Source organism: Bradyrhizobium sp. NBAIM08 (assembly GCF_020193935.1).
Classification (GTDB): domain Bacteria; phylum Pseudomonadota; class Alphaproteobacteria; order Rhizobiales; family Xanthobacteraceae; genus Bradyrhizobium; species Bradyrhizobium yuanmingense.
This window is the reverse complement of sequence record NZ_JADYVR010000006.1, coordinates 473,707-497,064: the sequence shown is the minus strand read 5'-3', so window position 1 is coordinate 497,064 and position 23,358 is coordinate 473,707. Positions and strand designations below refer to the sequence as shown.

At 64.2% G+C, this 23,358-nt stretch carries 16 protein-coding genes; 11 read left to right on the top strand and 5 right to left on the bottom strand.

Annotation, left to right across the window (positions count from 1 at the left end; genetic code table 11):
- Window positions 1-296: 296 nt before the first annotated feature.
- The 8 genes from I6F37_RS23210 (at window position 297) to I6F37_RS23175 (ending at window position 12,601) form a co-directional block, all read left to right on the top strand.
- Window positions 297-1,052, top strand: coding sequence for an alpha/beta hydrolase (locus I6F37_RS23210; RefSeq protein ID WP_036005822.1), 756 nt, complete (start codon window positions 297-299; stop codon window positions 1,050-1,052).
- 55 nt (window positions 1,053-1,107) lie between these two features.
- Entirely contained in the window at window positions 1,108-2,121 is a 1,014-nt protein-coding gene (locus I6F37_RS23205) for an aldo/keto reductase (RefSeq protein ID WP_225152786.1), read from the top strand.
- A gap of 30 nt (window positions 2,122-2,151) precedes the next feature.
- Window positions 2,152-2,985 carry a VOC family protein gene (locus I6F37_RS23200; protein ID WP_036005827.1) on the top strand — a complete coding sequence of 278 codons (834 nt, stop codon included), beginning with the start codon at window positions 2,152-2,154 and terminating at the stop codon, window positions 2,983-2,985.
- A gap of 74 nt (window positions 2,986-3,059) precedes the next feature.
- Window positions 3,060-3,479, top strand: coding sequence for a putative quinol monooxygenase (locus I6F37_RS23195; protein ID WP_036005829.1), 420 nt, complete (start codon window positions 3,060-3,062; stop codon window positions 3,477-3,479).
- A gap of 222 nt (window positions 3,480-3,701) precedes the next feature.
- Window positions 3,702-6,530, top strand: coding sequence for a winged helix-turn-helix domain-containing protein (locus I6F37_RS23190; RefSeq protein ID WP_051056891.1), 2,829 nt, complete (start codon window positions 3,702-3,704; stop codon window positions 6,528-6,530).
- 52 nt (window positions 6,531-6,582) lie between these two features.
- A complete protein-coding gene (locus tag I6F37_RS23185) occupies window positions 6,583-8,271 on the top strand; it encodes a thiamine pyrophosphate-requiring protein (RefSeq protein WP_225152824.1) in 1,689 nt (562 codons plus the stop codon).
- A gap of 104 nt (window positions 8,272-8,375) precedes the next feature.
- Window positions 8,376-10,868, top strand: coding sequence for a GAF domain-containing protein (locus I6F37_RS23180; RefSeq protein ID WP_225152784.1), 2,493 nt, complete (start codon window positions 8,376-8,378; stop codon window positions 10,866-10,868).
- A gap of 83 nt (window positions 10,869-10,951) precedes the next feature.
- Window positions 10,952-12,601, top strand: a complete 1,650-nt coding sequence (locus I6F37_RS23175) for an alpha/beta-hydrolase family protein (RefSeq protein ID WP_225152822.1) — start codon at window positions 10,952-10,954, stop codon at window positions 12,599-12,601.
- A 1-nt stretch (window position 12,602) separates the two neighbouring features.
- Here the strand turns inward: I6F37_RS23175 and I6F37_RS23170 are convergent, their stop codons facing one another.
- From I6F37_RS23170 to I6F37_RS23150, 5 genes are all read right to left on the bottom strand, one after another.
- A complete protein-coding gene (locus I6F37_RS23170; protein WP_225149860.1) occupies window positions 12,603-14,186 on the bottom strand; it encodes an MDR family MFS transporter in 1,584 nt (527 codons plus the stop codon).
- Window positions 14,187-14,384: 198 nt separating this feature from the next.
- The gene (locus I6F37_RS23165) at window positions 14,385-15,722 is read right to left on the bottom strand and encodes a hypothetical protein (RefSeq protein ID WP_225152782.1); all 1,338 of its coding nucleotides are present in this window, start codon (window positions 15,720-15,722) and stop codon (window positions 14,385-14,387) included.
- An 11-nt stretch (window positions 15,723-15,733) separates the two neighbouring features.
- Window positions 15,734-17,755 carry a S8 family peptidase gene (locus tag I6F37_RS23160; protein WP_225144035.1) on the bottom strand — a complete coding sequence of 674 codons (2,022 nt, stop codon included), beginning with the start codon at window positions 17,753-17,755 and terminating at the stop codon, window positions 15,734-15,736.
- 11 nt (window positions 17,756-17,766) lie between these two features.
- Entirely contained in the window at window positions 17,767-18,900 is a 1,134-nt protein-coding gene (locus I6F37_RS23155) for a patatin-like phospholipase family protein (RefSeq protein WP_225152780.1), read from the bottom strand.
- Window positions 18,901-19,037: 137 nt separating this feature from the next.
- The gene (locus I6F37_RS23150) at window positions 19,038-19,547 is read right to left on the bottom strand and encodes a YcgN family cysteine cluster protein (protein WP_036042979.1); all 510 of its coding nucleotides are present in this window, start codon (window positions 19,545-19,547) and stop codon (window positions 19,038-19,040) included.
- A gap of 293 nt (window positions 19,548-19,840) precedes the next feature.
- Here I6F37_RS23150 and I6F37_RS23145 point away from each other — a divergent pair, with 293 nt between their 5' ends.
- From I6F37_RS23145 to I6F37_RS23135, 3 genes are read left to right on the top strand one after another with little or no spacing between them, the layout of a single operon-like run.
- Window positions 19,841-22,123, top strand: coding sequence for a PBP1A family penicillin-binding protein (locus I6F37_RS23145; RefSeq protein WP_225152778.1), 2,283 nt, complete (start codon window positions 19,841-19,843; stop codon window positions 22,121-22,123).
- 10 nt (window positions 22,124-22,133) lie between these two features.
- Window positions 22,134-22,712: a DUF1214 domain-containing protein gene (locus I6F37_RS23140; protein WP_036005844.1), complete on the top strand. Its 579-nt coding sequence runs from the start codon at window positions 22,134-22,136 to the stop codon at window positions 22,710-22,712.
- Complete coding sequence (locus I6F37_RS23135; RefSeq protein WP_036005846.1) at window positions 22,709-23,293, top strand: DUF1254 domain-containing protein; 585 nt, start codon at window positions 22,709-22,711, stop codon at window positions 23,291-23,293. Before I6F37_RS23140 ends, I6F37_RS23135 begins: the two co-directional genes overlap by 4 nt.
- Window positions 23,294-23,358 lie beyond the last annotated feature (65 nt).

The window sequence follows — 23,358 nt, the reverse complement described above, 5'->3', positions numbered from 1 at the left end:
CGCGCGAGCGATCATTCCATCCGGTGGTGAGTTGCAGCCCCGGTCACTGCCACGCCGATCGCGAATTACTCACAAGCTGCGCCAGCGAAGTCCAGAGGCGGCACGGTTAAAAGAGGTAAAAGCCAGCCAAGGCAAAGGCTTGGCGCCAGACGTGTTCGGCTTCGCAAGCTTGATCTCCTCGCACCTCAGCAAGATGCGTGCGTCATCGCGCAGGAATCGGAAATATCGCAATGCGGGCGTGCGCTAGTGAAGGCGCACCAACGGTGATGTCGCCGTATAGAGGACAGGAGCCTGACATGAAGCCGCTTACCTCCGCGCTTGCCGCGTTGTCGATCGCAACCGCCGCCCCCGCGGCCGCGGCCGACAGGAATGTTTCGATTGTTCTCGTGCACGGCGCCTTCGTCGATGGCTCGGGCTGGAAGGACACCTACGGCATCCTCTCGGAGGCGGGCTATGAGGTGCTCGTCGTTCAGCAGCCGACGATCACGCTTCGCGACGATGTCGCCGAGACCGAGCGCGTGATCGCCAAGGCGCGGCATCCCGTCATTCTGGTCGGGCATTCCTATGGTGGGATGGTCATCACGGAAGCCGGCGACAATCCCAAGGTTCGCAGCCTGGTCTATCTCGCTGCCTTTGCTCCTGACGCCGGAGAGTCCGTCAGCACGCTGGCGGAAGCCCCGGTGCCCGCCGGCGAGCACAAAGCTCCGCTGGTCACCGAGGGCAATTATCTGCTCGTCGACCGCGCAAAATTCCCCACCTCTTTCGCGGCCGATGTCGACCCGGCCACGACCCGCTTCATGGGCGCCGCGCAGCTGCCCTGGGGATTGCAGGCGGTGCAGACCAAGGTCGATCGCGTGGCGTGGAAGACGAAGCCGACCTATTACATGGTGACGAGCGAGGATCGCATGATCCCGCCGACGGCACAGCGCACCATGGCCAAGCGTTCCGGCGCGAAGGTGACGGAGATGAAGAGCAGCCACGCCGTCATGCTGTCGCATCCGCGCGAGGTCGCGGCGTTCATCAGAAGCGCAGACACGTCAGCGACCGACTGAGATCGGCTGCGCCGCACACCGACGGACTTGGCCCTCGCAGACAAGGACTAGCAACATGGCCCTCAAGGATATTCTGCCGGGACGACTAGGGTTCGGCGCGGCGCCGCTCGGCAACATGTTCCGCGACATCCCGGAGCGGGAAGCGCTCGCGACGGTGAACGCAGCCTGGGACGACGGCATTCGCTATTTCGACACCGCGCCGTTCTATGGCGCGGGGCTTGCGGAGATCCGCATCGGCGCCGCACTCGCCGGCCGGCCGCGGAGCGACTACGTGCTCAGCACCAAGGTGGGCCGCCTAATCCTGGACGAGATCGAGGACGTCGATGCCCGCGACCTCGGCGAGAAGGGCGGCGTATTCAGGTACGGCCGCCCGAACCGGATCGTGAACGATTATTCCCGGGACGGAACGTTGCGCTCGATCGAGGACAGCCTGAAGCGGCTCGCGACTTCCCACATCGACGTCGCTTTTGTGCACGACGTTGCGCAGGATTTCTACGGCGACGAGTGGCTCTCGGTGTTCGAAAGCGCCCGCAAGGGCGCCTTCAGGGCGCTCGACCGGCTGCGCGACGAAGGCGTGGTCAAGGCGTGGGGACTAGGTGTCAACCGGGTCGAGCCGATCGAGCTGCTGCTCGCGCTCGAAGAGCCGCGCCCCGACGGCTTCCTGCTCGCGGGCCGATACACGCTGCTCGACCATGCAAGGGCGCTGCAGCGGGTGATGCCGATGGCCGCCGAGCACGAGCTCGCGATCGTGGTCGGCGGCCCCTACAGTTCCGGCGCGCTCGTCGGCGGCCCGAACTTCGAATATGCGCCGGCGCCTCCCGAAATCCTCAAGAAGGTGGCGCGGATCAAGGCGATCGCAGACCGCTATCGGATCAGCATGAAGGCGGCCGGCCTGCAGTTCGCGCTCGCCAATCCCGTGGTTGCCGCCGTCATTCCCGGTGCGAGCCGCCCAAGCCGCATCGCCGAGGATCGCGCGGCGCTCGAGGAAGCCATCCCGGCGGAGTTCTGGCGCGAGCTGCGCTCCGAGGGGCTGGTCAGCCCCGCAGCTCCGCTTCCCGCCGCTGATTAACCAATCCACCGAACGACCAAGGAGAGCAACATGACAGATGAAACCGACAACACCACCGAGATGGGTCGCCGCGCCCTGCTTCAAACCGCCGGCGCCGCCGTCGTCACCGGCATCATAGCCGGCACGGCAATCGACGCACGGGCCGCGACACAGGATGCGGAGCGCGACGAGGCACCGCTCGGCGCGCGGCTCCAGGGCGTCCAGCATTTCGGGCTGACGGTCCAGAACATGGAGCGGGCGTACCAGTTCTACACGGAGGTGCTTGGCGGCACCGAGGTGTTCCGGCACGGCGACTTCCAGGGGGACGGGGTGCAGAATACGCTGCTGGCCGACCAGGAGATCGAGGCGAACGCACGCGGGATCAATCCGCGAACAATTGGCGTGCCCGACTTGCGAAGCGGGGCACAGCGGCTCGATGTCCGGTTCATCCAGTTCGACAACATGGTGCTGGAGCTGCTGCAATATCGCGAGGCTGATCAGCCCATGGGCAGCGCCAAGAGTTTCGCCGAACCGCTGGAGCACATGAGCCCGGCCTTTCCGCGCATGATGCACATCTGTTTCTATGTTCGCGACGATGTCGACTTCAACAAGTTCATTGCGGATCTCGAAGCGGAATCGGCGCGCCGCGGCATGACGCAGGTGAGGGCGAACCGCACCATCCGCGTCATGACGGAAGCGGATCGCAAGGCCGCGCCCCGCAGCACCAACACGAACCGGGTGACCGCCGAACCCTCGAACGGCTGGGAGTTGATCTATTGCAAAGGACCCGAAGGCGAGCAGCTCGAATTCGTCAAGGCGCTCGGTCCGGTCAAGAAGCGCTTCAGCGAGGCCTTGGCAAAACGGCAACAGAAGATCCTGCGCTAGATTCTCGTGCGGGGCGGCTGTCAGGTGTCCTGGCTGGTCACTCTGCGATCCAATCACATGTCGAGGACTTCACCATGCAAACTCTCGTCCGCAACTCGCTTGCCGCCCTGCTGATCGCCTCCGTGGCGCCGGCGACGCTTCCGGCCATGGCTCAGGAGGCGCCGCGCATGCACTATGGGGAGATCCCGGAGGGGGCATATTCCGTGGTGGCCCAGGTGCGCGCCAAGCCTGGAAAGGAAGACATGCTGCGTGCCGTCACCTTGCCGCTGATCGACTTGGTCCGCGGCGATCCCAAGAACCTGATCTATTTCCTTCAGGAAGACCGCGCCAAGCCGGGCCACTTCATCTTCTACGAAGTGTTCGCCAGCCAGGCCGATTTCGACGCACACAACGCGATGCCTTATGTGAAGGATTGGTTCGCCAAGCTTCCGGAACTTGCCGACGGCGGCGTCGAAGTCATGCGCATGGCCGTTCTTGGCAAGCCCAAAAAATAGCCGAGCCGTCCGGCGCGCGCGTGTGTCAATTGTCCTGCGGCAAATCGTACGACCCGGAAGGGTTCCCTTCAAAAATATTGCAGTGCATGATAATACCAGTCGATCTATTCGATCGATTGGCAATGATCAATGCGGGCTGCCACGGAGACACGACAACGGGGCACAGGCCGCCGGGAGCTAACCTACAGCTTCGGCTCCTTTCGACTGATACCCAGCCGCCAGTTGCTCCTTCTCAAAGGGCGCCCCGTCAAGCTGGGCGGACGCGCATTCGAGCTTTTGCAGCTGCTGGTGCAGCGCTGCGGCGAGCTGGTCAGCAAGAACGACCTGATGGCGGCCGCCTGGCCCGGCACCTTCCTCCACGACAGCAATCTCAAGGTCAACATGTGGAGCTTGCGGCGTTCGCTGGGAGATACCCAGATCGAGCCCGTCTACATCGCGACCGTGGCGCGACGCGGATACAAGTTCATCGCCGAGGTGCAGATCAGCATCGGCGAGGTCGAGGACGATCTTGCGCTCGCCGAACCGCTTCCCTCGTCTAGTCCGCCATTGCTGCGCGGCATCGTTGGTCGTGAAGCGGAAATCGACGAAATTACCGGTCTGTTGACCGGCAACAGGCACGTGACCCTGGCGGGCGCCGGAGGAATCGGCAAGACGACGGTTGCCTTGGCTGTAGCCCAGGCGTTTGCGCCACAGTGCCGCGACGGCGTGTGCTTCGTCGATCTCGCAACGATCTCCGACCCGACGCTGTTCGGCGCCGCACTGGTGACGGCATTGGGCATCAGGGGCAATCCGGACAACAGCCTGGCTGCGGCCATCGACTATCTGAAACCGCGGCAGATGCTGGTCATTCTGGACAATTGCGAGCACGTCCTGCCAGCCGCAACGATCTTCGCCGGCAGGTTCATGGCGGAGGCATCGCCGTCCAAGCTGCTTGCGACGAGCCGCGAACCGCTCGGCACCGCCACCGAGCACGTCGTCCGGCTCGGCTCCCTGGTCTCACCCAAACCCGGCCACGCCCTGACCCCAGATCAAGCCGTCAGGTTTCCGGCAGTGCAATTGTTCGTCAGCCGCGCCGCCGAATGGGCGGACTACCAATTCGTCGATGATGATTGCGAGGCCGTTGCCGCAATCTGCCACTCGCTCGACGGCCTCCCGCTGGCCATCGAATTGGCGGCAGCCCAGATCGGCAGGTTCAATCCTCACCAATTGGTGGAGTTGCTCGACCAGAATTTGGGTTTTCGTGCCCCCGCCGCCGATGGCGCGCCGCCGCGTCATGAAACGCTGATGGCGACGATCGACTGGAGCTTCAGACTGCTGTCGCAGCGGGAAGCCAGACTGTTCGGCCTGCTCTCGGTGTTCAGCGACGCATTCGAGGTCGAGGACGCGGTCTTCGTCGCCGAAGCGGCAGGGCTCACGCCGGTCGACGTCGTCACCGGCCTCGGCAGTCTCGTTGCCAAATCGCTCCTGAGCGCGCAGGCACATGGCGCGAGCCTGCGCTATCGCCTGCTCGACAGCACATGCCGCTATGCGAGCGAGCGGCGCCGGGCCGATCCTGCCTGCGACCAGGCGCTGCGCCGTCATGCGCAACGTGTCCTCACGCTGTTCGAGCAGTCCGAGGAGGAGTGGAACTGGCGCGAGCCGGCCGATTGGACCCAGCGTTACCTTGGCCGCATCGCCGACTTGCGCGCCGCTCTTTCATGGGCGTTCGGCGAGCACGGCGATGCCGTACTCGGGATCAGGCTCACGGTTGCGGCGATCACCTTGTGGTCGGAGACGTCGATCCTGTCGGAAGCGCAGGCGCGGTATGCGGACGCGCTCGCATTGGCCAAGACCGTCCCGTGCGACGATCTGTCGAAGACAAAACTCGCCTGCGCCCTTGGGTGGAGCCTCTTCTACGCCCGCAAGATGTCGAATGAGAACGAGATTGCCTGGCTCGATGCCATCCTCTTTGCAAAGCGGGCCGGCAACGTCGAATATCAGCAGCGGGCGCTGGTCGGGTTCGGCTTCTACCTGCTGCAGATCGGCCAGGTCGAGCGCGCCATATCTTATCTTGAAGAGGCCACTGAGCTCGCCGACCGCGATCGCGATCTGACGGCGACGTCCGAAGCCGATCGCGCGCTGGCCTGGGCTCGCGCTTTTGCCGGCGAATTGAGCAGGAGCCGCCCTGTTCTCGACCGTCTTGCAGCGACCTACTCGCTGGCCGAAGGGCGTTCGCGCAAGGACGCGAACGAAGTCTATCGGTTCATCACCGTCCGCTTCAATCTGCCCTTCGTCGCGTGGATGCAAGGGCAAGCGGACTACGCGGCGAGGCTCGCCAAGGACGCCATCGATGCCGCGGACCGCAGCGGCCATTGGGTGTCACAGTCGAACGCATTTGGGCTCGCCGCCCTTCCCGTTGCGCTCGAAACCGGCAATCTTGACGCGCTCGCGAGCTACACTGAGCGATTGCGTCGCAACCTTGAACGCGAGCGCATCTCACGCTGGGTTCCGGTCGAGCGCTATTTCTCCGCATGCCTTCGCGACCTGCGGGGCGATCCACGCGCGGTGGAGGATATTCGAGCCGCGATCGACGAACTGACAGAATGCCGGTTCTTGATGCGGATCGGCGGCTATCTCGCGGTCCTCGCCCGCGCCTATCTGAGGCAAGGGCGGATCGCGGAGGCGCAAGAAGCCATCACGCGGGCGATCGAGCATCAGGAACGCCAAGGCGAGCGCTGGTGCCGTCCGGAGCTCCAGAGAGTTGACGCCGCGATCCTTCTCCACACCGGCGAGCCGCTGCGCGCCGAAAAGCGGTTTCAGCAAGCGCTCGCGGAAGCGCGCAGGATAGGCGCGCTGACGTTCCAGTTGCGGATCGCGACCGATCTCGCGGCATACTGGATCGCCACCGACCGCAGATCCAAGGCTGTCCGGCTGCTCTCGCCGATCTATCACGAGTTCACCGAGGGGTTCGGGACACCGGATCTGCTTGCGGCCCAGCGCCTGCTGCAGCCGACCGCGAGCGGCTGCAGCGACCATCGCAGGATGGAGCCGGTGCACGCTCGCGACGCATAGCTGGCCTACCGCCGCGCTCGCTGCCCGCGCTTTACGCTCCCGGAAATTCCTGATCCTCTCCTCCCAACAAGCCGGATCAACCGGCCTTGCCAGGGAGAGAGACGCCATGAAGCTCGGCACCGCCATTGCGGAAATCATGAGGCGCGAGGGGATCGAGATCCTCTGCGGCTATCCGGTCAACCATCTCATCGAGCACGCAGCCAAGGCCGAGATCCGCCCCGTGATGGTGCGGCAGGAGCGCGTCGGCATCCACATGGCGGATGCGATCTCGCGGGTGACGTCGGGGCGCAGCATCGGCGCCTTCTGCATGCAGCACGGGCCGGGCGCGGAGAATGCGATGGGCGGCGTGGCGCAGTGCTTCGGCGAATCCGTTCCCGTGCTGGTGCTGCCGATGGGCTATCAGCGCAGGCTGGCGCATATCGAGCCGAACTTCAATTCCAGCGAGGCGATGAAGCCGTTCGCGAAATCGTCCGAGCCGATTATCCTCGCGAGCGAAGTCGTCAACATCTTCCGCCGCGCCTTCACCAGGCTGAAGAACGGCCGCGGCGGACCCGTCATCGTCGAGATCCCCTCGGACATGTGGAACGAGGAGGTGTCGGAGCCACTGAACTATACGCCGGTGTTGCGCACCCGCTACGGCGCCGACCCCGTTCACGTCAAGGAAGCCGCCAGCCTGCTCGTGAATGCAAAGCGGCCGGTGATCTATGCCGGCCAGGGCGTGCATTACGCCCAGGCCTGGCCGCAGTTGAAACGACTCGCTGAGCGGCTGGCGATCCCCGTCACCACCAGCTTGGGCGGCAAATCATCGTTTCCGGAGACGCATCCGCTGTCGCTCGGCTCCGGCGGCCTCGCAGTGCCGCGCGCAGTGCCGAAGTTTCTGGCCGAGGCCGACGTCATCTTCGGCATCGGCTGCTCCTTCACCGAGACCAATTTCGGCATCGCGATGCCGAAAGGGAAGACCATCATTCATTCGACGCTCGATCCCAACCATCTCAACAAGGACGTCGAAGCGAAGATCGGCCTGGTCGGGGATGCCGGCCTCGTGCTCGACGCGCTGCTGGAGGAGATCGGCAAGACGGTCACCGCGGATCGCGATGCATCCGCCGTCGCGGCCGAGATCGCAGCCTCGCACAACGAATGGCTGGCGAAATGGATGCCGAAGCTGACCAGCAATGACGCGCCCTTGAGCCCCTATCGCGTGCTGTGGGATCTCCAGCACACCGTGGACATCGCGAATACGATCATCACCCACGATGCCGGCAGCCCGCGCGACCAGCTCTCGCCGTTCTGGCGATCGGTCGAGCCCCTCACCTATCTCGGCTGGGGCAAAACCACGCAGCTTGGTTACGGCCTCGGTCTTGCGATGGGCGCCAAGCTGGCAAAGCCCGACAAGCTCTGCATCAACGTCTGGGGCGATGCTGCGATCGGCTTCACCGGCATGGATTTCGAGACCGCGGTGCGCGAGCGCATCCCGATCATGTCGATCCTGCTCAACAATTTCTCGATGGCGATCGAGCTGAAGGTGATGCCGATCTCGACCGAAAAATATCGCTCGACCGACATTTCCGGCGACTACGCCGCGATGGCCCGCGCCTTCGGCGGCTACGGAGAGCGGGTGACGCGGCCGGAGGACATCGTGCCCGCGATCAAGCGCGGCATCGCGAAGACGAGGGAAGGCGTGCCGGTGCTGCTGGAGTTCATCACAGCCAAGGAGACCGAGGTGTCGCGGCCCGGCACGTGAGCGGAGCCGGTGCGGGCACGGCTGCGAGGCGCTGGCTCCGGCCGCAGAAGTTGTGATAATCCGGCCCGGTGCCGCGCACGCCGCGGCATCAAGCTGGACCGGGAATGACGACCGTTTTGCAGGAAATCGAGGAACTCGAGCGCCGATTGGGGTCGGCCGCCGCCGAGATTGCGCAGCTGCGGGCCGAGCTTGCGACGGCTCGGGATCGCCAGAGCGCCAGCGCCGAGATCCTGCGTACCATCGCGGCCTCGCCGTCCGATGCGCGGCCGGTCTTTACGGCGGTCGCCGCCAGCGCAAAGCGCCTGCTCGGCGGCTTCTCCGCCACCGTGCTTCAGTTCATCGGCGACGAGCTTCACCTCGTGGCGTTCACGCCGACCAATCCGGAGGCGGACGCGGGGCTCAAGGCGTCGTTCCCGCGCAAGATCGCGGACTTCCCGACTTTTGGCCTCGTGCGGGAGGGCCAGACGATCCAGTTTCCCGACAGCGAGGCGGCCGACGTCCCTGAACTGAACCGGGAGCTGGCGCGGCTGCGCGGCTTCCGCAGTGTGCTATTCATGCCGCTGATGAACCGGGGCGCGCCGGTCGGCATGATCAGCGTCACCCGCGCCGAGCCAGGATCATTCGCGCCCGACCTCGTCCAGCTGCTGCAGACCTTCGCCGACCAGGCCGTGATCGCGATTGAGAACGCGCGCCTGTTCAACGAGACGAAGGAGGCGCTGGAGCGCCAGACCGCGACGGCCGACATCCTGAAGGTGATGGCGGCATCCCCGTCCGACGTGCAGCCGGTATTCGCGGCCATCGCCACCAACGCCAACCGGCTGATCGGCGGCTTCTCCACCGCGGTGCTCCGCTATATCGACGGTGCCGCGCACCTTGCGGCATTCACGCCGACCGATCCGGCCGGCGATCGCGTGCTCCAAGCGTCCTTTCCGGTGCCGTTCGCACAATTTCCGCCCTACCAGCTGGTGGCCAATGGTGCCGCCGCTCAACTGCCCGACACCGAGCTCGAGCCGGCCGCGCGCGACATCGCGCGGGCCCGCGGCTATCGCAGCATGCTGTTCGCGCCGCTGATGAGCGAAGGCGAAGCCATCGGCATCATCATCGCGACGCGCCGCGCGACCGGCAACTTCGCCGAGCATCATGTGCGCCTGCTGCAGACCTTCGCCGACCAGGCCGTGATCGCGATCAAGAATGTCAGCCTGTTCAACGCGACCAAGGAAGCACTGGAACGTCAGACTGCGACTGCCGACATTCTCAAGGTGATCGCGGCTTCACCGTCCGATGTCACGCCGGTGTTCCAGGCCATTTCCGACAGCGCCAAGGCGCTGATCGGAGCGCACTCCTCCACCGTCACCCGCGTCGTCGACGGGACGCTGCATCTGGCCGCCTTCACGACCGACAATGAGGCCGGCAATGCGGATCTGCTGAGCTCGTTTCCGACGCCGCTGTCCTCGTCGGGCATTCACAGCCGGGTGGCGAGCAGCGGCGAGTATGCCTTCCGCAGCGACATGCAGAACGAGCCTGATCTTACCGAGGCCATGAAGGAGCTGGCGCGAACACGCGGTTATCGCAGCATCCTCGTGGTGCCGATGCTGCGCGATGGCCTTGCGATCGGCACCATCGCCGTCACGCGGCGGGAGCCCGGTCATTTTCCGGACAAAGCCATCAACCTGCTCAAGACCTTTGCCGACCAGGCCGTGATCGCGGTCGAGAACACGCGCCTGTTCAACGAGGTTCAGGACCGCACCAGCGAGCTCGCCAGATCGCTCGATGATCTCCGCGCCGCGCAGGACCGCCTGATCCAGACCGAGAAGCTGGCGTCACTAGGCCAGCTCACGGCCGGCATCGCGCACGAGATCAAGAACCCGCTCAACTTCGTCAACAATTTCGCCTCGCTGTCTGCCGAGCTGACCGAGGAGCTGAACGGGGTGCTCGCGCCGGTCCCGCTCCCCGAGAATGTCCGCAGCGAGGTCGACGAGCTGACGGGGCTTCTGCAGGACAACCTCGGCAAGATCGTGCAGCACGGCCGCCGCGCCGATTCCATCGTCAAGAACATGCTGCTGCATTCGCGCGAAGGCGGCGGCGAGCATGGGCTGAGCGACATCAATGCATTGGTCGAGGAGAGCCTGAATCTCGCCTATCACGGCGCACGCGCCGAGAAGCCCGGATTCCACGTGACGCTGAAGCGCGCGCTCGATCCAGCGGCCGGACAGGCCGAAGTGTTTCCGCAGGAAATCACCCGCGTGCTCCTGAACCTGATCTCGAACGGCTTCCACGCGGTCATCAGGCGCAAGGCCGACGGTGCCGCCGGTTACGAGCCGATTGTGACCGCCGCGACGCGCGATCGCGGCGATGACGTCGAGATCACGATCCGCGACAACGGCACCGGCATTGCCGACGATGTGAAGGAGAAAATGTTCAATCCGTTCTTCACCACCAAGCCAGCCGGCGAAGGCACCGGCCTCGGGCTGTCGATGACCCACGACATCGTCGTGAAGCAGCACGGCGGCACGATCGACGTCGCGACCGAGCCGGGCAAGTTTACTGAATTCACGATCGTGCTGCCGCGCAAGAGTGGTCTGTCAGGCAATAGCTGAGGTTGAATCGCGCGGTGGGTGCTTTCGGCAAACTGGCGTGGCTCATTCGGCGGCAATTGCTGTCGTTCTCCGGCGTCGGCCTCATGCTCGGTGCCCTGTTCTTCGCAGCCGCGCTGACGCCGACGCTGATCCCGCGGAGCTATCTCACGCAGGGCGCCATCGCCGGCGCCTGCTTCGGGATCGGCTATCTCGCCGGCAACGTCTGGCGCTGGCTGTGGCACTATCTGGAATTGCCCGAGCCGCCGGCGCGCCTGAGATCGACCGCAAACGCGCTGGTGGCGGCCGCCTGCCTGCTCGTCGTCATTGTTTTTCTGTGGCAGGCGGCCGGATGGCAGAACTCGATCCGCACCGTGATGAAGATGGCGCCAGTCGAGACCGCCCATCCGCTCAAGGTCTGCGCCATCGCCGTGATGACGTTCGTCGTGCTGCTGGTGCTGGCGCGGCTGTTCGCGCTTGCCGTGCGCCTCATCGCCGCGCGTGCGAGGCGCGTCATTCCGCGGAGGATCGCGAACGTCATCGGCGTGCTCGCCGCGGGCCTGTTGTTTTGGTCAATCGCCAGCAATGTCCTGATCCGCACGGCGTTCAACGCGCTCGATGTGTCCTTTCGCGAAGTCGACGCCTTGCTCGAGCCCGAGCGGCCGCAGCCGACCGCGCCCGAACGAACGGGAAGTGCCGCCTCGCTGGTGAAGTGGACGCAGCTTGGACGCATGGGGCGCAGATTTATTGCCTCGGGGCCGACCGCAACGGAGATCAGCGCCGTTACAGGAAGGCCCGCGCTGGAGCCCGTGCGGGTCTATGTCGGCCTTGGCGGCGCCGAGACGGCACAAGCGCGCGCCAGGCTTGCGCTCGACGAGCTCAAGCGGCAGCACGGGTTTGAACGCGACACACTCATCGTCGTTACACCGACCGGAACCGGCTGGATCGACCCTGCCGCGATGGACACCGTCGAATATCTCCACCATGGCGACGTCGCCAGTGTCGCGATGCAGTATTCCTATCTCAACAGTCCGCTGACGCTGCTGTTTCAGCCCGAATCCGGTGCAGAAGCGGCGCGCGCCCTGTTTTCGGAAATTTACGGCTACTGGGCGACGCTGCCGAAGAACCGGCGACCGAAGCTGTACCTGCACGGACTGAGCCTCGGCGCGATGAACTCGGAAAAATCCGCAGAGCTGTTTGAGATGATCGGCGATCCGATTGCGGGCGCACTTTTGAGCGGCGCGCCGTTCGAAAGTCCCATCTGGCGCTCGATCACGGCAAACCGCAATCCGGGCACGCCGGCCTGGCTGCCGGAATTCCGCGACGGCCGCTTCGTGCGCTTCATGAACCAGAATGGACCGTCGGTGCCGGCAGATGCACCCTGGGGTCCGATGCGCGTCGTCTATCTGCAATATGCGAGCGACGCGATCACCTTCTTCGCCTATCACGACGCCTATCGGGCCCCTGACTGGATGACGGCGCCGCGCGGGCCGGATGTGTCACCGGAGCTGCGATGGTATCCAGTCGTGACGATGCTGCAGCTCGCCCTCGACATGGCGGTCGCGACCAATACGCCGATGGGCTTTGGCCATGTCTATGCGCCCGAACATTACGTCGATGCCTGGGTCGCCGTCACCGATGTCCATGATTGGTCCCCCGACGCGCTGGCGCAGCTCAAGACCCATCTTGCAGCGGCGGCGCGAAAGGCCGCCGAGGGCAATGTCGCAAACGAGCCTTACGCCGATCGAGGCGGCTAGCCTACTCGGCCATCTCCACGGGCTGCTTGGCCGACGGTCCGGCCAGCGGCCGCTCCTCCATCGCGATCAGGCACAGCGCAGCGATCGTCATCAGCGCGGTGGCGGCGCCGAACACGTAGCGGAAGGCGTGCCGCATGTCGTCGGCGGGTATCGCGACGGCGCCCGCGGCGTGATGCTCGCCGGCGAGCGGGACGTCGGTGCCGAGCGCGATGAGCAGGATCGCGGCGAAGGCCGCCACCGTGAACGAGGACATCAGCGAGCGGAAGAAGTTCATCGCGCCGGTAATGGTGCCGACTTGCGGACGCGCCACCGAATTCTGCAGCGAGACCACGCACACCGGAAAAGTCGTGCCGAGTCCCAGCGCGAACGCGGCCATCAGCAGCAGCAGGCCCCAGAGCGGCAAGGTGGTGACCGTGAGAACGAGACCGCACAGCGCGGCCCATGACGTGCCAATGATGGCGACGCGCTTGTAGTGCTTGGCCCGAGCCATGGTGCGGCCGGCGACGGCCGCGCCGACGGTCGAGACCGCCGCGAGCGGGATCAGCGCAAGCCCCGCCTCGCTGGCGGTGAGATGATAGACCTGCTCGTAATAGAGCGGCAGCTGCACGGTCAGGCCGGTGATCGCCCCGAGGCCGCAGCCGCCCGCGGTCAGCGCGAACGGCGCCACCGATCCCGTCAACAAGGGCAGCGGCAGGAACGGCTCGTCGGCCCGCCGGGCGTGCCACACGAAGGTCACCGCGAGCGCGACGGCACCGCCCACCATCGCCAGCACCGTCGGCGAAAGCCAAGCATAGCGCGTCCCGCCCCAGGTCAGCACCAGCATGAAGACCACGGCGGACGCCATCAGCAAGAGGCCGCCGAGCCAGTCGACCTTGCGCTTGCGGTGGAACACCGGGATCTTCTTCATCTTCGGCAGCAGCAATGCGAGTGCTGCGGCCGCAAGCGGCAGGTTGATCCAGAAGATCATCGACCAGTGCAGATGCTCGGCGAACACGCCGCCGATGACCGGGCCGAGGATGCCGCCGACCATCCAGACGCTCGAGAAATAGGCCTGGTACTGCCCGCGCTCGCGCGGGCTCACCACGTCGGAGATCACGGTCTGCACCACCGGCATGATGCCGCCGCCGCCGAGGCCCTGAAGCCCGCGTGCCAGGATCAGCATCGGCATGTTCGGCGCGATCGCGCACAGCACCGAGCCCGCGACGAACAGGCTGAGCGAGATGATGATCATGACGCGGCGGCCGTAGATGTCGCTGAGCGTGCCGAACACCGGCGCGACCGCTGTCGAGGCGAGCAGATAGGCGGTGATCACCCAGGAGAGATTGGAGACGTCCTGGAACTGGCGTCCGATCGTCGGCAGCGCCGTCGCCACGATGGTCTGGTCGAGCGCGGCCAGGAACATCGTCACCATCAGGCTGATGACGATGGTGCGGACCTCATCCGAGCTCAGCGGTGCCGGCGGGGCGATCGAGGGCGCATCGTCGACGCTGATGACCTCGCTCGGCAGGCGGGACAGCTCTTCGGCAATATCGTCAGGCAATGTCTGGGTATCGGCAGAATTGCTCTGCCGGTCGAACTTGTTCATCTCGATCGGACGTCGTGACGCGGTGCAACACCGCCAAGGATTCGTTCTATGCAGCCCAACATAGAGGGGAAATTTCTTCCCGGGCAGGCACCGCGGCGCATGGGTGCATCCCACCGACGCATCCTCGCGGCTCCGTGATCGACAGGCGGAGCGACGCCGTATTGAGGTACTACTTGGAGCCTGAGCGCCCCCAGCCCACTAAAGCTCGATCGGGTCCAGCAAGTTGATCAGATGCGGTTTGCCGGGATCAACGATGACCACTTTCTTGCCGAACTTGGGATTGGTCCGGAACAGAGCGCCGAGGCTGTGCTTTTCCGGCGACCAATTTTCTCGAACCGGCTTCTTGGTTGCCGGATTTTTTTTCTTGCGCGCCTTCTCCTTCGCCTGCTCCTTTTCCCAGTCGGCTTGGCGCTCGATATCGATCTCGTCAATCGGGTAAGTTAGGTGGATCGTGTATTCGGCGTCGACGCCCCGTGCTTTCAGCAGCATTTCCAAGGTCGCTCGTTCGGGGTTACCGTGCTCGCCATCGCCTGAGAAGACGTAGTGATCGGCAGGCACACGTTCGAAGAAGATCGTCTCCATATTGTTGTCGCTGCCGTGGTGAGGAACTTTCAGGACGTGGACATGCCGTTTCCAGTTCTCCTTCTTCTTGTCCGCGTCCAAGAGCCCCGCCAGCTCCATTCCTTCCAAAATCTTGTCCCCGCGCGCGTCGCCGGTCAGCAGCATGCTCTTGCCGCCCATTTCAGCCAGAACGACGATGCTGGAGAGATTGGGCACCGACTTGTCGACGAATGCCGCCAGCATTGCTTCCGGGTTTTTCTTCCCCTGCTTTTGCTCCCTCAGCCATTTGTCATGGGCCTCCTGAAGGGCCAGCAATTCCGGCTGCATCGGTCCTGCCACGGTCATCTTGAGACCGCCATCCAACGTCACCGCTTCCGTATCCTCGGTTGCGACGATCAGCTCGCCGTCGAATTTGTGGTTCAGTTTCCATTGCCGACGCGCTGGCGAGCGCCGTTGCAACACTTCGCGATCATCACGCAATTGACGGCCTTGCGAAATGCCTGCGAGAACATCCACCGTCTGATGCACCTCTTCCTCGTCAGATTCTTCGTCGGGCTCGATTGCGTCAAAATCCGGCCTGCGCGCAGTGCCTGCCTCGAATGACGCCGGCCCAAATCCGGACAACAGTTCTTCAGGCGCAGTCGTAAGCAGATCGTCAAAGCTGTTGTGCCACAGGCTGGCGACCTTGAGACGGAGATCGGGACTGTTGCCCAGCTGATCCGCCGTTAGTTCGAGAATGCCCCTGATGTGATCGTCGTCGATATGACTGATCATCACAACGTCTATGGGCAAGGGATCATTCGGCTCCAATTCGCGCGAACGGTGAATCTGCGCGATTCTCGGCGCCAGATGTGGCTTATAGACCTTGGCAGGTCCTCCATCGATCAGCATCAGATGCGGATCGTCAGCTGTTCCGAAATGAAGGATCAGGCAATCGCCCTTGCGGGCACGCAAGACGTCAAGGCTAAAATGCATCGCATTCCTCCTCAGATCGATTGAAGAGCCCGCAACACGTCGAGCATGCCGTGCCCCTGAAAGCTGCGCTCGCGGCCAAGATCCGTCGCGCTCTCGCACAGGATGCGTTTGACCCGACGCGGCTGCCCGATCAGCTCTTCGTATCGGGCGAGCAGCATGGCCGCGGCTCCACTGACCATGGGAGCCGCCATGCTGGTGCCCGATTCCGGAGCCCAATCATCATTCGGAACGGTCGATAGAATTCGCTCACCGGGCGCGACGAGATCCGGCTTCGCGCGGCCATCGCCAGTTGGACCGCGGCTCGAGAAGAAGCTGATTCCGTATGTATGCGGCCAATTCCCGTGGGTCGATCCAACCGTGATGACGCCCTCGGCGTTTCCTGGATCGGTAATACTGAAGGCGGCGTAATTTTCGAACGGACCGTCCTTCGTTTCGAATTTCTGAAAGCCGCGATTGCCCGCCGCGGCCACGACCACCACTCCGCTTTCGACCAAACGCTCGCATTCGTTGCAAATCGGCGTCCGCCCACATGCAAAATTGCGCACGTTATGGGGAATTGAGAGGCTGAGATTCGCGCCGTGAATCATGATGTAGTTGTGCCGCTCGTTGACGTAACGGATGTACTGCATGGCAGCGATAACGGCGAACTCGGTCTCCTCCAGGCTCGCACCCAGCACGCGGAAATCGTACAGTCCGATGTCCGGGCACATGCCGCCAGCGTATTTGCCGTCCTTCTGGTCCGCTCCGATGATTCCGGCAACGTGGGTCCCGTGCGAACTGGGCAGCTTTTCAGACTTGTCGTTTGGATCCGGCCTCTTGACCGTGATTAGCCTTTCGACGGTCGCCCAGTTGATGGGGCGCTCCTTCTCGAAGTCTTCGGCAATCTTCTCTAGATTGACGTCCACCTCGGCTTCAGCGAGCCCGGACGTTCGGATCAGCTTTTCGCGGGTTTGAGCATCGACGTCACCCGTCTCACTGCTAACGATCTCGCGAATATTCGTGAAGTCGAAGATTTTCCTGACACGCGACGTCGGCTTCTCGCCGGACGTCATGAACGCGTCGTGATTGTTTTGAATACCGGAATCAAGAACTGCCCAAACGATGTTCTTGCACTGGACGTTGAACAGCGACCTCGCAGCGTCGGCCTTGACCGCTGGCACCGACCGATCGAGCGCGGGAACGGCCGATCGGTTGAGCGATACCTGGAAAATACAAGTTGGTCTCTCTTCCGCCGGCTCGCTCCTGGTATCGACGCCGTCGTTCTGCTGCCGAGCATTCTCGCCCGCTTTGACTACTTCATAAAGTGCGAACATGCCGGAGAGAATCTCGTCAGCATAGTCCCGGTATCGTTCCAATGCCTGCTCAAAGGTCAGTGGCTCCAGTGGTTCGTCCCAACCGACGGGACGTTCCAGCTTGCAAATCCAGTAAATCAATCCGGCGAGCGCGATATACCTTTGGAGCGACGTGGCATTGTCCAATGTGCGTTCGCGCAGCGCGTTGGATCTCTTCGGCCCTTGCTGGAGCAACTTTTTGATCGTCCCCTGATTATCGCCGGCATCCACGCCTTCGATCCTTTCGGCCACCTTCGGCTCGCGCCACCATTGTGTCCGCGGCACCAGGATGCGCAGCACTTGGTCGAAATAGAGCCGCGCACCGACGAGCCCCTGCAAATAGGCGACCTTGGCCTTTGTTGGAGGCCGGCCAGGCGGCGCAGATTCGACCGGCACTTTCAGCGCGCCTGCGATGGTACGGGCCACGCTCACCGCGGTCGCATTCTTGTGCGGCGTAATCAGAACGTCCTGGGCGATGCCCGGATCGAGAGCGTAAGCCGCCCAGACATCGCCGAGCAGCGGCGAGTCCTGCAGCACGCGCCTGTCGTCGCGGGGACCCAGGAGGATATGTTCGACCACTTCGGGCGGAACGGAGAACTGCTTGGGTCTTCCGTCGGCCGAGACCGGCCAAGTCGGCCCGCGGCTCTTGGGTGTGCCGCTTTGCGGTTTTGCACGCCGCTTACGCCCCTTGTCGTCCGCCATTGTCGTCTTCCTCAGACACCAGACTCCGGATAGGGAAAGGTGGGCGGCGGCCCGACCGCCGCGAGATGCTTGCGCAGGGCTGCATCACACACGGCGTAGCCCCAGTTGATCAGTCTTTCCTGCGTCGTCGCGTCCAACCGCTTCAGACGTGTCGGCACTTCCGCAAGTTGCAATGTACGCTCGAAAGGACACGGCAGAGCATCGGCCAGCCCGAAATTCGCGATGTCGGTGCGGATGCCCCAATAGGCGCCCTTGCGCGTTCCCGATTTGAAGGAGTCGATGACCTGGCGCTTGCGCAGCGAACGCACCTGATTGTCGATCAGATTGAGGATCCGGTAGGAATGCCGCGGCCAATCCGTCTCCGGCTCCTCCTCAGCCTCGATCTTGCCGCCGGCGTCGCTGACCAGAACGGTCTGGTGGCGCTTCCATGCGGTCTCGAGGCCGAGATTGTCGTAGACGCCGCCATCGCTGAGAACGACGCGCGTTGTAAATGGAGGCCGCTGCAGGTCGAGCCCGGTACCGGGCACGAAATCGCTGTCCTTGAGGCGCAATTCGAAGGGAGAGAGGACCGGAGGAAAAGCGGAGGACGCCGCCACGGCTTGCGCCAGCAGAATTTCTGGATTCTTCACCTCGCCGACGCGGTAGTCGCGCATATAGGGCTTCATGAAGCGCCAGAGCGCGCCTGACTGCACGTTCGTCGCATTGATCACGAAGCGCGGCTCGTCAGGCATATCCTGCAGAGTCTTGCCGCGAAACAGGTGATCGTCATACGACTCGGCAATCCGGTCGCCGATGCTGCCTGGTAACAGCGCGCCCAGGATGACCGACTCGGCATCGATTGTGATGCCGGCGAAGGCGCGCAACGGCGCGACGAATTTCGGAATGAAATCGCTGTCGACGCTGTCGGGTGTGAAGCTGAGGCCCGGCCACGCCAGCGCCAACATGCCGGCAGTGATCGACCCGCCGGAAACGCTCGATATGCGCCTGACGTTCTTCAGCAGTCCTGTTTCATATAGGCGCCACAGGACGCCGACATGAAACACCATCGCGCGATATCCTCCGCCGGAAAGGCAGAGCGCAGTGGTTGGTTCCAGCGGCTTGTTCTCGTCGTCGGTCGGTATCGGGTGAACCGGATCGGAAATCATGGGGCCCCCAAAAATCCTAGGGTACCTTCAGCAATTCAAAACAACCTGAATATAGCCATAGCAGAATCTACAACCAGCTTAGCACCTCAACCCCTGAATGTGAAGCGCATCTGCATGCGACCGCTGCGCACAGCTGTTCAAGGTCGCTTCTTCAGACGCGCCCGCTTCGGCAAGGTCGCCGGCCATTGCACGATGTGGTCCTCGAGCTCCTCGTCCGGGACCTCCTCCTCGCTGCCCTCCACGCGGCCGCGCACGGAGACGCCGGCTTCGTGCACGGTGTTGGGGTCACCCGAAACCAGCGGATGCCACCAATAGAGGTCGCGCCCTTCGGCGACGAGCTTGTAGCCGCAGCTCGGCGGCAGCCAGTTCAGGGTGCGGACATTGGCCGGGGTCAGGCGGACGCAGTCCGGAACCTTGTCGGAACGATTCGGATAGTCCTTGCAGGCGCAGCTCGTCCCGTCGAGCAGCTTGCAGCCGATATGGGTGAAGTAGATCTGCCCGGTATCCTCGTCTTCGAGCTTGTTCAGGCAGCAGCGGCCGCAGCCATCGCACAGGCTTTCCCACTCGCGCTCCGACATCTGTTCCAACGTCTTGGTTTTCCAGAAGAATCCTTCCTGGCCTTGAGATCGTTTGGGAGCTGCGGTCATGCGCCTCAACAACAGTTCGAAAGAGCTACGGCAACGCCATCTAGGGCGCGCGGCGGCAATGGTGCAAGCGAGGCCCCTTTGAGGCCCGTAATGAACCGGGGGTCAATTAGGCCTGTTGTTCAAAATAGCGAGCGTGGCCATTGGTTTATGAGCCCCGCTCGGCTAGAAGGAACAGCAAGTCCCTCGGATGCTGGCCGGGCGCCTTGGGTTTGCCGCAACATACCCGCAAGACGTCTCGATGCCGCCCCGGCCGGGTGCTTGAACGCTTTCGAAGCAAGCCGCAAGGGTTCTAGGTGCGCCAGATCATACCACCGCATTGGAAGCAGAGGATCCGGAATTTCTTCCTGGATCTCGATGCGCGCATCGACTCCTCGCTGTTCTCCTCGGCCAAGGGCATCCGCGAGCTCTACGAGCGCTACTCGACCTTCATGGACCGCTTCTATGTCGGGCGGTGGAAGCGCTGGGTGTTCATCGAGCCGTTCTCGGAGGCCGCAACCCTCGGGCTCGGCGGCCTCGTCGTGATGCTCGCCCTCGCCATCCCGGCCTTCCGCGAGACCGCGGACGAGGACTGGCTGAAGAAGTCCGACCTCGCGGTGAGCTTCCTCGACCGCTACGGCAACCCGATCGGCAGCCGCGGCATCAAGCACAACGACTCCATTCCGCTGGAAGACTTTCCGGACGTGCTGATCAAGGCGACGCTGGCGACCGAGGACCGCCGCTTCTACGAGCATTTCGGCATCGACATCGCCGGCACTGCGCGCGCGCTCGTCACCAACGCGCAAGCGGGCGGCGTGCGCCAGGGCGGCTCCTCGATCACCCAGCAGCTCGCCAAGAACCTGTTCCTGAGCAACGAGCGCACCATCGAGCGCAAGGTCAACGAGGCCTTCCTCGCGATCTGGCTGGAATGGCGCCTGACCAAGAACGAGATCCTCAAGCTCTATCTCGACCGCGCCTATATGGGCGGCGGCACCTTCGGCGTCGACGGCGCGGCGCATTTCTACTTCAACAAGTCCGCGCGCGACGTGACGCTGGCGGAAGCGGCGATGCTCGCCGGCCTGTTCAAGGCGCCGACAAAGTACGCCCCGCACATCAACCTGCCCGCCGCCCGCGCGCGCGCCAACGTCGTGCTGGACAACCTCGTCGATGCCGGCTTCATGACCGAGGGCCAGGTGTTCGGCGCCCGCCGCAACCCGGCCTTCGCGGTCGACCGCCGCGACGAGGCCTCGCCGAACTATTATCTCGACTACGCCTTCGACGAGATGCGCAAGCTGGTCGATACCTTCCCGAAGTCCTACACCGAGCGCGTCTTCGTGGTGCGCACCGCCATCGATGCCAACGTGCAGAAGGCGGCCGAAGACGCTGTCGAGAACCAGCTGCGCCAGTTCGGCCGCGACTATCACGCGACGCAGGCCGCGACCGTCGTCGCCGATCTCGACGGCGGCATCCGCGCCATGGTCGGCGGCCGCGACTACGGCGCCAGCCAGTTCAACCGCGCCACCGACGCCTATCGCCAGCCCGGCTCCTCGTTCAAGCCCTACGTCTACACCACCGCGCTGCTGAACGGCTACACGCCCAACTCGATCGTGGTCGACGGCCCGGTCTGCATCGGCAATTGGTGCCCGCAGAATTATGGCCATTCCTATTCCGGCTCGGTGACGCTGACGCAGGCGATCACGCGTTCGATCAACGTCGTGCCGGTGAAGCTGTCGATCGAGATCGGCCGGAAGAACGAGCCAAAGACGCAGAACCCCGCCAAGGTCGGCCGCGCCAAGATCGTCGAGGTCGCGCGCCGCTTCGGCATCAAGGCGCCGCTGCCCGACACGCCGTCGCTGCCGATCGGCTCGGACGAGGTCAACGTGCTCGAGCACGCGGTCGCATACGCGACCTTCCCCAATCGCGGCAAGGCGGTGACGCCGCATGCGGTGCTGGAAGTGCGCACCGGCGCGGGCGACCTGGTCTGGCGCTGGGACCGCGACGGCCCGAAGCCGCGGCAGGCGATCCCGGCTTCCGTCGCCGCCGACATGTCCGGCATGATGAGCCACGTCGTCAGCGAAGGCACCGCACGGCGCGCCGCGCTGGACGGCATTCCGACCGCGGGCAAGACCGGCACGACCAATGCCTATCGCGACGCCTGGTTCGTCGGCTTCACCGGCAATTTCACCTGCGCGGTGTGGTACGGCAACGACGATTACTCGCCGACCAACCGCATGACCGGCGGCTCGCTGCCGGCGCAGACCTGGCACGACATCATGCTCGTGGCGCATCAGGGCGTGGAGGTCCGGGAGATTCCCGGCATCGGCATGGGCCAGAAGCTGCCGCCGCAGCATGTGAGCAACGCGCAGGCCAACGCGGCGCCGAAGGTGCTGGAGACCAAGCCCGGTCCGCCGCCGGTGCTGACCAAGCGCGGCGCGGACATCCTGGTGCGGGTCGAGAAGCTGCTGGATGATGCGGCCAAGGCCGCGAACAAATCGACGGCGAATGACAGCAAGCCGGCCAGGCCGTCCTCGTCGACGAGCGCGCTCGCCTTCCCGCAGAACTATGCGGAAGACAACGCCTCTGCCCCGCGCAAGAACTGATCGGAAGCAAGTGCGGCTGATCCTGACCACATTGACGGCGCTTCTTCTCGCGACGGTCGTCGGCGTCGGCGCGACGTGGATGACCACGACGCGCGGCACCGAGATCGGCGCGCTGACCATCGGCCCCTGGACGGCACGGCCGCGCACCGGCACCGCCGACGTCGATCCCTATTCGCGCGCCACCATCGTCCGCAACGGTGAGCTGCCGATCGGCACCGGCGACGGTGTCGCCTTCACCGCCACCACCGACGACAGGAAGAAGGCGCTCGACGGCCGCTGCGACGTGGTCGTCTCCGGCGTGACGCCGCCGGCGCGGTTCTGGACGCTGACGCTCTACGACCGCAAGGGCCATCTCGTCGCCAATTCGCTGCAGCGCTACGGCTTCACCAGCCAGGAGATCGTGCGCTCCTCCGACGGCTCGTTCGAGATCCGGATCGCCTCGCGCTCGCGCGCCGGCAATTGGCTGCCGACCGGCGGCATCGAGCGCTACGCCTTGATGCTGCGTCTCTACGACACGCCGGTCGGCGTTGGAACGCGCACCCAGCGCGATGCGCCGATGCCGAGCATCACCACGGTGGGCTGCTCATGATCCGGCTCGTCTTCACCGTCGTCGCCGGCGTGGTGCTGGGCCTCGTGGTCCATCTCGTCAGCGTGCTGGCGCTGCCGCGGATTGCCACACAGGATGCCTATTCGCGGCTGACGCCGATGACCAGGGTGAACGCCGTCACCCAGCTTCCCCTCGCCGATCCCAACAATTCGCCGATGCCGTTCATGGATCCGGCCTTCGCGCTGGCGATCTGTCGTTATGATCTGTCTGGCGGGCCGATCAAGCTCACCGTGCCGGTGAGCCAGGCCTACACCTCGGTGTCGTTCTACACCCGCAACGAGATCGCCTATTACGCCATCAACGACCGCTCCGCGGGCCGCAAGGTGATCGAGCTCGACCTGATGACGGAAGCGCAGCATAGCGAGCTGCCGGAGGACGAAGAGGTCACCGCGGCCGACCGCCTGATCATCGATTCCCCGACCACGACCGGCCTGATCCTGATGAAGGCGCTCGCGCCCGAGCCCGGCTTGATGCAGCAGGCGCAAGGCTCGCTCCAGGCTGCGACCTGCGCCCCGCAGACCGAGCCGCCGGCCAAGGCCGAGGCACCGCGCAGCCGGCGGTGAGCGCGGCCGCCAACAAAAAGTGCGAAAACAACCCCATGCACAGTAGCGGGGCGTTGAAATCATTA

Excerpts from the sequence above, each read along its gene's own strand:
- I6F37_RS23210 (WP_036005822.1), top strand. The coding sequence starts at position 297 with ATGAAGCCGCTTACCTCCGCGCTTGCCGCGTTGTCGATCGCAACCGCC.
- I6F37_RS23205 (WP_225152786.1), top strand. The coding sequence starts at position 1,108 with ATGGCCCTCAAGGATATTCTGCCGGGACGACTAGGGTTCGGCGCGGCG.
- I6F37_RS23200 (WP_036005827.1), top strand. The coding sequence starts at position 2,152 with ATGACAGATGAAACCGACAACACCACCGAGATGGGTCGCCGCGCCCTG.
- I6F37_RS23195 (WP_036005829.1), top strand. The coding sequence starts at position 3,060 with ATGCAAACTCTCGTCCGCAACTCGCTTGCCGCCCTGCTGATCGCCTCC.
- I6F37_RS23180 (WP_225152784.1), top strand. The coding sequence starts at position 8,376 with ATGACGACCGTTTTGCAGGAAATCGAGGAACTCGAGCGCCGATTGGGG.
- I6F37_RS23175 (WP_225152822.1), top strand. The coding sequence starts at position 10,952 with ATGCTCGGTGCCCTGTTCTTCGCAGCCGCGCTGACGCCGACGCTGATC.
- I6F37_RS23170 (WP_225149860.1), bottom strand. The coding sequence starts at position 14,186 with ATGAACAAGTTCGACCGGCAGAGCAATTCTGCCGATACCCAGACATTG.
- I6F37_RS23165 (WP_225152782.1), bottom strand. The coding sequence starts at position 15,722 with ATGCATTTTAGCCTTGACGTCTTGCGTGCCCGCAAGGGCGATTGCCTG.
- I6F37_RS23160 (WP_225144035.1), bottom strand. The coding sequence starts at position 17,755 with ATGGCGGACGACAAGGGGCGTAAGCGGCGTGCAAAACCGCAAAGCGGC.
- I6F37_RS23155 (WP_225152780.1), bottom strand. The coding sequence starts at position 18,900 with ATGATTTCCGATCCGGTTCACCCGATACCGACCGACGACGAGAACAAG.
- I6F37_RS23150 (WP_036042979.1), bottom strand. The coding sequence starts at position 19,547 with ATGACCGCAGCTCCCAAACGATCTCAAGGCCAGGAAGGATTCTTCTGG.
- I6F37_RS23135 (WP_036005846.1), top strand. The coding sequence starts at position 22,709 with ATGATCCGGCTCGTCTTCACCGTCGTCGCCGGCGTGGTGCTGGGCCTC.